This is a genomic window from Azospirillum sp. (assembly GCF_035627195.1).
In the GTDB taxonomy this organism is placed as follows: Bacteria; Pseudomonadota; Alphaproteobacteria; order Azospirillales; family Azospirillaceae; genus Azospirillum.
In genome coordinates this window covers 1-7,816 of the sequence record NZ_DASPMG010000377.1, presented here as the reverse complement: position 1 = coordinate 7,816, position 7,816 = coordinate 1, and the positions used below count along the sequence as shown (strand labels likewise).

At 69.5% G+C, this 7,816-nt stretch carries 6 protein-coding genes and 1 pseudogene; 5 read left to right on the top strand and 2 right to left on the bottom strand.

Annotation, left to right across the window (positions count from 1 at the left end):
* From VED21_RS33040 to VED21_RS33020, 5 genes and pseudogenes are all read left to right on the top strand, one after another.
* Window positions 1–187 (top strand): annotated as a pseudogene (locus VED21_RS33040) (electron transfer flavoprotein subunit beta/FixA family protein); the annotation flags it as partial.
* Between the two features lies 1 nt (window position 188).
* On the top strand, window positions 189–1,133 hold the full coding sequence (locus tag VED21_RS33035; protein ID WP_324890156.1) for an electron transfer flavoprotein subunit alpha/FixB family protein: 945 nt from the start codon (window positions 189–191) through the stop codon (window positions 1,131–1,133).
* A 125-nt stretch (window positions 1,134–1,258) separates the two neighbouring features.
* Window positions 1,259–2,893: an electron transfer flavoprotein-ubiquinone oxidoreductase gene (locus tag VED21_RS33030; protein WP_324890154.1), complete on the top strand. Its 1,635-nt coding sequence runs from the start codon at window positions 1,259–1,261 to the stop codon at window positions 2,891–2,893.
* A gap of 50 nt (window positions 2,894–2,943) precedes the next feature.
* Window positions 2,944–4,005, top strand: a complete 1,062-nt coding sequence (locus VED21_RS33025; RefSeq protein ID WP_324890152.1) for an alcohol dehydrogenase — start codon at window positions 2,944–2,946, stop codon at window positions 4,003–4,005.
* Window positions 4,006–4,302: 297 nt separating this feature from the next.
* Window positions 4,303–5,553, top strand: a complete 1,251-nt coding sequence (locus VED21_RS33020; protein WP_324890150.1) for an ABC transporter substrate-binding protein — start codon at window positions 4,303–4,305, stop codon at window positions 5,551–5,553.
* Window positions 5,554–5,692: 139 nt separating this feature from the next.
* Here VED21_RS33020 and VED21_RS33015 read toward each other — a convergent pair whose 3' ends face one another.
* Together VED21_RS33015 and VED21_RS33010 are read right to left on the bottom strand one after the other, a co-directional pair.
* Entirely contained in the window at window positions 5,693–7,336 is a 1,644-nt protein-coding gene (locus tag VED21_RS33015; protein WP_324890148.1) for a 3-(methylthio)propionyl-CoA ligase, read from the bottom strand.
* Between the two features lie 54 nt (window positions 7,337–7,390).
* Window positions 7,391–7,816, bottom strand: a 426-nt coding sequence (locus tag VED21_RS33010) for an acyl-CoA dehydrogenase C-terminal domain-containing protein (protein ID WP_324890146.1), incomplete at its 5' end; no start/stop codon positions are given.

The window sequence follows — 7,816 nt, the reverse complement described above, 5'->3', positions numbered from 1 at the left end:
TCCCAACATCATGAAGGCCAAGAAGAAGCCGCTCGACACCGTCACCCCGGATGCCCTGGGTGTGGACGTGGCGCCGCGGCTGAAGACGCTGAAGGTGGTGGAGCCGCCCAAGCGCAAGGCCGGCGTCAAGGTCGCCGACGTCGCCACCCTCATCGACAAGCTGAAGACCGAAGCGCGGGTGATCTGACATGACCAATGTCTCTGGGGCCATTCTCGTCCTCGCCGAACACGACAACGCCGAACTGAAGCCCGCCACCCGCGCCGCCGTGGCCGCCGCGGCGAAGATCGGCCCCGACGTCCACATCCTGGTCGCCGGCCACAACGCCCGCGCGGTCGCGGATGCCGCCGCCACGGTTGCCGGCGTGAGCAAGGTGCTGCTGGCCGACGACGCGGCCTACGCGCACGGCCTCGCCGAGCCGCTGGCCGGCCTCCTGGTGAGCCTCGCCTCGGCCTACAGCCACGTGCTGGCGCCGGCCACCTCGTCGGGCAAGAACGTGCTGCCGCGCGTCGCCGCCCTGCTCGACGTGGCGCAGATCTCCGACATCACCGGCGTGGTCTCGCCCGACACGTTCGAGCGGCCGATCTACGCCGGCAACGCCATCGCCACGGTGCAGTCCTCGGACGCCGTCAAGGTGATCACCGTGCGCACCACTGCCTTCGAGGCCGCCGCCGCCGAGGGCGGCTCGGCCACGGTGGAGAGCGTCACCGCCGCCGCCGATCCGGGCGTGTCCAAGTTCGTCTCGGCCGAGCTGTCGAAGTCCGAGCGCCCCGAGCTGACCGCCGCGCGCATCGTCGTTTCCGGTGGCCGAGGCATGGGCTCGGGCGAGAACTTCCGCATCATCGAGGCCTTGGCCGACAAGCTGGGCGGCGCCGTCGGGGCCAGCCGTGCCGCCGTCGACGCGGGCTTCATGCCGAACGACTACCAGGTCGGGCAGACCGGCAAGATCGTCGCCCCCGAACTCTACATCGCGGTCGGCATCTCGGGCGCCATCCAGCACCTCGCCGGCATGAAGGATTCGAAGATCAGCGTGGCCATCAACAAGGACGAGGAGGCGCCGATCTTCCAGGTCGCCGACTACGGGCTTGTGGCCGATCTGTTCAAGGCGGTTCCGGAGATCACGGAAGCGCTTTAAGGGCGTCCGCCGCACCGGCGTCCCCCGCTTGGGTGCGGAAACTGGGCCGGGCGTCCTTGGACTCCCGGCCCGCATTTTTCCATTCACGAACCGCCTTTTTCCATTCACGAACCGAAGGTGTCCCCATGAACCCGCAGCGCGAAAGCCTGGAATTCGACGTGGTGATCGTCGGCGCCGGCCCCTCCGGCCTGGGTGCTGCGATCCGCCTGCGCCAGCTCGCCGCCGCCGCGGGGCAGGAGCTGTCGGTCTGCGTCGTCGACAAGGGGGCCGAGGTCGGCGCCCACATCCTCTCCGGCGCGGTGTTCGAACCGCGCGCACTCAACGAGCTGATCCCCGACTGGCGCGACAAGGGCGCCCCGCTCGACACCCCGGCGAAGGAGGACCGCTTCCTCTACCTGACCGGCAGCCGATCGCTCCGCCTGCCGACACCGCCGCAAATGCACAACGAGGGCAACTTCATCATCTCGCTGGGCGCACTCTGCCGCTGGCTGGGCGAGCAGGCGGCCGAGGCGGGCGTCGAGGTCTTCCCCGGCTTCGCCGTGGCCGAGGTGCTGTACGACGACGCCGGCCGCGTGCGCGGTGTGGCCACCGGCGACATGGGCATCGGCAAGGACGGCGAGCCGACGCACAACTTCACCCCCGGCGTCGAGCTGCTGGCCCGCCAGACCATCTTCGCGGAGGGCTGCCGCGGCTCCCTCACCCGCGCGCTGTTCGAGCGGTTCGACCTGCGCAAGGGTGTCGAGCCGCAGACCTACGGCATCGGCATCAAGGAGCTGTGGGAGATCGATCCGGCCAAGTCCCAACCGGGGCTGATCCTGCACACCGTCGGCTGGCCGCTGGACCATTCCACCTACGGCGGCTCCTTCCTCTATCACCTGTCGGACAATCTGGTGTCGGTCGGCTTCGTCGTCGGCCTCGACTACACGAACCCGCACCTCAGCCCGTTCGAGGAGTTCCAGCGCTACAAGACGCACCCGGCCATCCGCGCGCACCTGGAGGGCGGGCGGCGCATCTCCTACGGTGCCCGCGCCATTTCGGAGGGCGGGTTCCAGTCGATCCCGAAGCTGACCTTCCCCGGCGGTCTGCTGGTCGGCGACGCCGCCGGCTTCCTGAACGCGCCGAAGATCAAGGGCAGCCACACCGCCATGAAGTCCGGCATGGTCGCGGCCGAGGCGGTGTTCGAACACCTCGCCGGCGGCGCCAACGCCGACGAGGTGACGGCCTATCCGGAGAAGCTCAGGCAGTCCTGGCTGTGGGACGAGCTGTATACGGCCCGCAATATCCGCCCGGGCTTCCGCTGGGGCCTGCTGCCGGGCATCGCGCACGCCGCACTCGACACCTACGTCTTCCGTGGCCGCGCCCCCTGGACGCTGGGCCACCACGAGGACCACGCGTCCCTGAAGCCCGCCGACGCGATGCCGAAGATCGCCTACCCCAAGCCGGACGGCGTGCTGACCTTCGACCGGCTCTCCTCGGTCTACCTCTCGAACACGAATCACGAGGAGAACCAGCCCGCCCACCTGCGCCTGAAGGACGCCGGCGTGCCCATCCGCGTGAACCTGGAGCGCTACGCCGCGCCCGAGACGCGCTATTGCCCGGCCGGCGTCTACGAGATCGTGCGGGAGGGGGCGGAGCCGCGCCTGCAGATCAACGCGCAGAACTGCGTGCACTGCAAGACCTGCGACATCAAGGATCCCACGCAGAACATCGTGTGGACCGTGCCCGAAGGCGGGGGTGGACCGAACTATCCGGGCATGTAACATCCGGATCGGTAGCTCGGGTGCGCCGAACAAGAAACGGGAGGGTGACGGTGTCGATTCAGACCATGCGCAGCTTCAAGGTGACCGCCTTCGGCCAGCCGTTGCAGGAGGTGGTGGCGCCGCTGCCGGAACCGCGGGGGGCGGAGGTGCTGGTGCGGGTGTCCGCCTGCGGCGTCTGCCACAGCGACCTGCACCTGTGGGACGGCCACTTCGACCTGGGCGGCGGCCAGAAGATGGACCTGTCCAAGGGGCTGAACCTGCCGCGCACGCTGGGTCACGAGATCGTCGGCACGGTGGTCGCCGTCGGCCCGGATGCGACGGAGGCCAAGCCCGGCGACCGCCGGGTGGTCTTCCCCTGGATCGGCTGCGGCGAGTGCGCGCTGTGCGCCGCCGGCAACGAGCACCTGTGCAACCGTCCGCGCGGCCTGGGCACCAGCCTGGACGGCGGCTTCGCCGACCACGTTCTGGTGCCGCATGAACGCTATCTGGTCGATTTCGAAGGGCTGCGGGAGGAACTGGCCTGCACCTACGCCTGCTCCGGCCTCACCGCCTACAGCGCCATCAGGAAGGCCGGCACGATCACCGAGCGCGACCCGCTGCTCATCGTCGGCGCCGGCGGCGTCGGGCTGGCGGCGGTGCGCCTCGCCCGCGCGCTGACCGGCGTGCCCCCCATCGTCGCCGAGATCGACCGCGGCAAGTGGGACGCCGCCCGCGCCGCCGGTGCGGGGGAGGTGGTCGATCCCTCCGACCCGGACGCGCGCAAGGCGCTGCTGAAGGCCACCGGCGGCGTGGCGGCGGCCATCGACTTCGTCGGCGCGCAGGCGTCGTTCGAATTCGGGCTGGCGGCGCTGCGCAAGGGCGGCACGCTGATCGTGGTCGGCCTGTTCGGCGGCTCCAGCACCCTGTCGCTGCCGCTGCTGCCGCTGCGCGCCGTCGGCATCGTCGGCTCCTACGTCGGTTCGCTGGCGGAGCTGCGCGAGCTGGTCGACCTTGCCAAGGCCGGCCACGTGCAGGAGATCCCCGTGCAGACCCGCAGCCTGGACGGCGTGCAGCAGGCGCTGGACGACCTGAAGGGCGGCCGCGTGGTGGGCCGCGCGGTGGTCAAGCCGTAGGGGCACGAAGCCCCTCCCCCCTCGCGGGGGAGGGGTTGGGGAGAGGGGAAGTTACGCCCGGCAGGGCGGAGAAAGACTCTCTTCCGGCTCCGCCGTAACCACTCTCTCCCCAACCGCGACGCCCTTCGGCGTCGCCCCGTCAAGGGAGAGGGGCCTGAAGAAGCCGGCGGCGCCCTCTGTTCCACGATGCGGAACGACTTTCTGCATGATTGACGCCACCCGCGGTGCCGCGCATCATCACTTTCCGTGAAACGAACAATTGCCGGAACCGGCAAAGGAACCTCGGAGGGGAGGACGATGAGCACCACCGGAAACAAGGCCAGAGCCAAGGCAATACGGGCGGTTGCAGGAGCCGCCGCACTGTTCGCGCTGACGGGCGGGGCGGCCAGCGCGCAGGTCTCGCCCCAGATATCGGACGACGTCGTCCGCTTCGGCCTGCTGCTGGACATGAGCGGGCCGTATTCGGACATCACCGGGCAGGGCACCGTCATCGCCGCCCGCATGGCGGTCGAGGACTTCGGCGGCAAGGTGCTGGGCAAGCCGATCGAGGTGCTGTCGGCCGACCACCAGAACAAGGCCGACATCGCCGCGGTGACGGCGCGCGAGTGGTTCGACGTGCAGAAGGCCGACGCCATCCTGGACGTCGCGGCCTCCGCCACCGCGCTGGCGGCCGTCGAGGTCGCGAAGAACAAGAACAAGATCGTCGTGCTCAGCGGCCCGGGCGCGGTGCGCCTGACCAACGAGGCGTGCACGCCCACCTCCGTCCACTACGCCTACGACACCTACGCGCTGGCGCACAGCACGGGGCAGGCCATCGTGAAGGAGGGCGGCGACAGCTGGTTCTTCCTCACCGCCGACTACGCCTTCGGCTACGACCTGGAGCGCGACGCGTCGGAGGAGGTGAAGTCCAGCGGCGGCAAGGTGGTGGGCTCGGTGCGCCACCCGCTGAACACCTCCGACTTCTCCTCCTTCCTCCTCCAGGCGCAGGGATCGAAGGCGAAGATCATCGGGCTGGCCAACGCCGGCACCGACATGATCAACTCGATCAAGCAGGCGGCCGAGTTCGGCCTGACGCAGGGCGGGCAGAAGCTGGCCGGCCTCCTGGTCTACATCAACGACGTGCACAGCCTGGGCCTGCAGGTGACGCAGGGCATGCAGCTGACGTCCGGCTTTTACTGGAACCTGAACGACGAGACGCGGGCGTGGTCGCGCCGCTTCTTCGAGCGGGCGGGCAAGATGCCGAACATGTCGCAGGCCGGCGTCTATTCCTCGGTCACCCACTACCTGAAGGCCGTGCAGGCCGTCGGCACCGACGAGACCAACGCGGTGATGAAGCGCATGCGCGAGACGCCGGTGAACGACGTCTTCGCCAAGAACGGCAAGATCCGCGAGGACGGCCGCATGGTGCACGACATGTACCTGTTCGAGGTGAAGAAGCCGTCGGAGTCCAAGGAGCCGTGGGACTACTACAAGCTGGTCCGCACGATCCCCGGCGACGAGGCGTTCCAGCCGCTGTCGGCCTCGCGCTGCCCGCTGGTGAAGAAGTAGTTCGGTAAACCCCTTCTCCGCTGGGGAGGGGGTTCTGGAGAGAGGGGGGAGGTGCGGCGCGATCGGGCGTGCTTGTTTCCCCCGGCGCACGCCCGGCCGCCCATCCCCCTCTTTCCATTCCGCGTCAGGCCATTCCGCATCAGTCCGATGCGGTCATGTAGTGATCCCGGTAGGTCTCGCGGAGCGCGGTCTTCAGCAGCTTGCCGGTGGCCGTATGCGGCAGCCGGTCGACCACCACCACGTCGTCCGGCACGCACCACTTCGCCACCTTGCCCTCATAGAAGGCCAGCAGCGCCTCGCGCGTCACCACGGATCCTTCCTTGGGCACGACGATCAGCAGCGGGCGCTCGTCCCACTTCGGATGCCGCGCGGCGATCACCGCGGCCTCGGCCACGTCCGCGTGGCCGACGGCGATGTTCTCCAGCTCGATGGAGCTGATCCACTCGCCGCCCGACTTGATCACGTCCTTGGCGCGGTCGGTGATCTCCACATAGCCCTGCCCGTCGATGGTCACCACGTCGCCGGTTCGGAACCAGCCTTCGGCGTCGTGCGAGCCGGCGTTCCCGACCTTGTAGTAGGAGCTGCACACCCACGGGCCCTTGACGTACAGCTCGCCGAAGCTGGTGCCGTCCCACGGCAGTTCGCGGCCGTCGGCGCCGACGATCTTCATGTCGACGCCGTACGGCGCGCGGCCCTGCTTCAGGCGCACGCGCATGGCCTCCTCGCCGGTCAGATCGGCGTTGGCGGGCTTTGGCGCGCAATAGGCGCCGACCGGGCTCACCTCCGTCATGCCCCAGCCGTGGTCGACGCGCACGCCGTACTCCTCCCCGAACGCCTCCATCAGCATGCGCGGGCAGGCGGAGCCGCCGACGACCAGCTTCTTCACCGTGTCGATGCGCGTGCCGCTCTTGCGCAGGTGCTGAAGCAGGCCGAGCCACACGGTGGGCACGCCGGTGGCGCAGGTCACCCGCTCGCCGTCCATCAGCGCCTGCATGCTGGCGCCGTCCAGGTGCGGCCCCGGCATCACCAGCGTGGCGCCGGTCATGGGGGCGGCGTAGGGCGTGCCCCAGGCGTTGACGTGGAACATCGGCACGACGGGCAGCAGTCGGCTGGTGGCGCGCAGCTCCATCACGTCCGGCAGGCTGACGGCGTAGGCGTGCAGGATGGTGGAGCGGTGGCTGTACAGCACCCCCTTCGGGTCGCCCGTGGTGCCGGAGGTGTAGCAGAGCGAGCTGGCGGTGTTCTCGTCGAACTCCGGCCACTCGTAATCCTCGTCGGCGTCCGCCAGGAGGTCTTCGTAGCAGTGCAGGGCCATGCCGGCGGGCAGGTCCATCGCCGGCATGTGGGCGGCGTCGGTCATCATCACCACCGCCCTGACGCTGCCCGCGAACCTGGGCGCCAGCGCCTCCACCAGCTTGGCGAAGGTGATGTCGGCGAACAGAACCGTGTCCTCGGCGTGGTTGACGATGAAGGCGATCTGCTCGGGGAACAGGCGCGGGTTGATGGTGTGGCAGATGGCGCCCATGCCCGACACCGCGTAGTACAGCTCGAAATGCCGGTAGCCGTTCCAGGCCAGCGTGCCTACCCGGTCCTGCGCGCCGACCCCCAGCTTCTGCAGGACGCGCACGAGGCGCCGCGAGCGCCGCTCGGCCTCTGGATAGGTGTAGCGGTGGATGCCGCCTTCCACGGTGTTGGAGACCACCCCGGCGTCCGTGTGGTGCCGCGCCGCGTGCGTGAGCAGCGACGCGATCATCAGCGGACGCTGCTGCATCAGTCCGAACATGAAGTCCTCCCGTATTCGTTTTTTGTTTGGATGTGGAAGCCCAACGCCCCGCGCCTACAGGCAATCCGGCGGCGTCGCGAACCACGTGTCGTCCAATGCCGCCAGCCGATCGAGCTGCGGCCCGGTCTTGGGCAGCTCCCAGCGCAGGAAGTAGCGGCAGGCGTGCAGCTTGCCCTCGTAGAACGCCCGCTCCTCCGCCGTTTGTGCCTGCGGCAGCCTGGCTTCCGCCACCAGCGCTTGGCGCAGCCACAGCCAGCCGACCACCACGTGCCCCAGCATCTCCAGGTACACCGAGGCGTTCGACAGCGCCCGCGCCGGTCCGTGCTCGGCCATCGCGCGCTTCAGCTGCCCGGTCACCGCCTTGACCCGCTCCAGCGTGGCGCCCAGCGCCGCCGCGTCCTCGCTCAGGAACGGCACGCGCCCGGCCGCCGCCACCGTCTCCTCCAGCCGCGCGCACAGCAGGGCGAAGGCGCGGCCGTT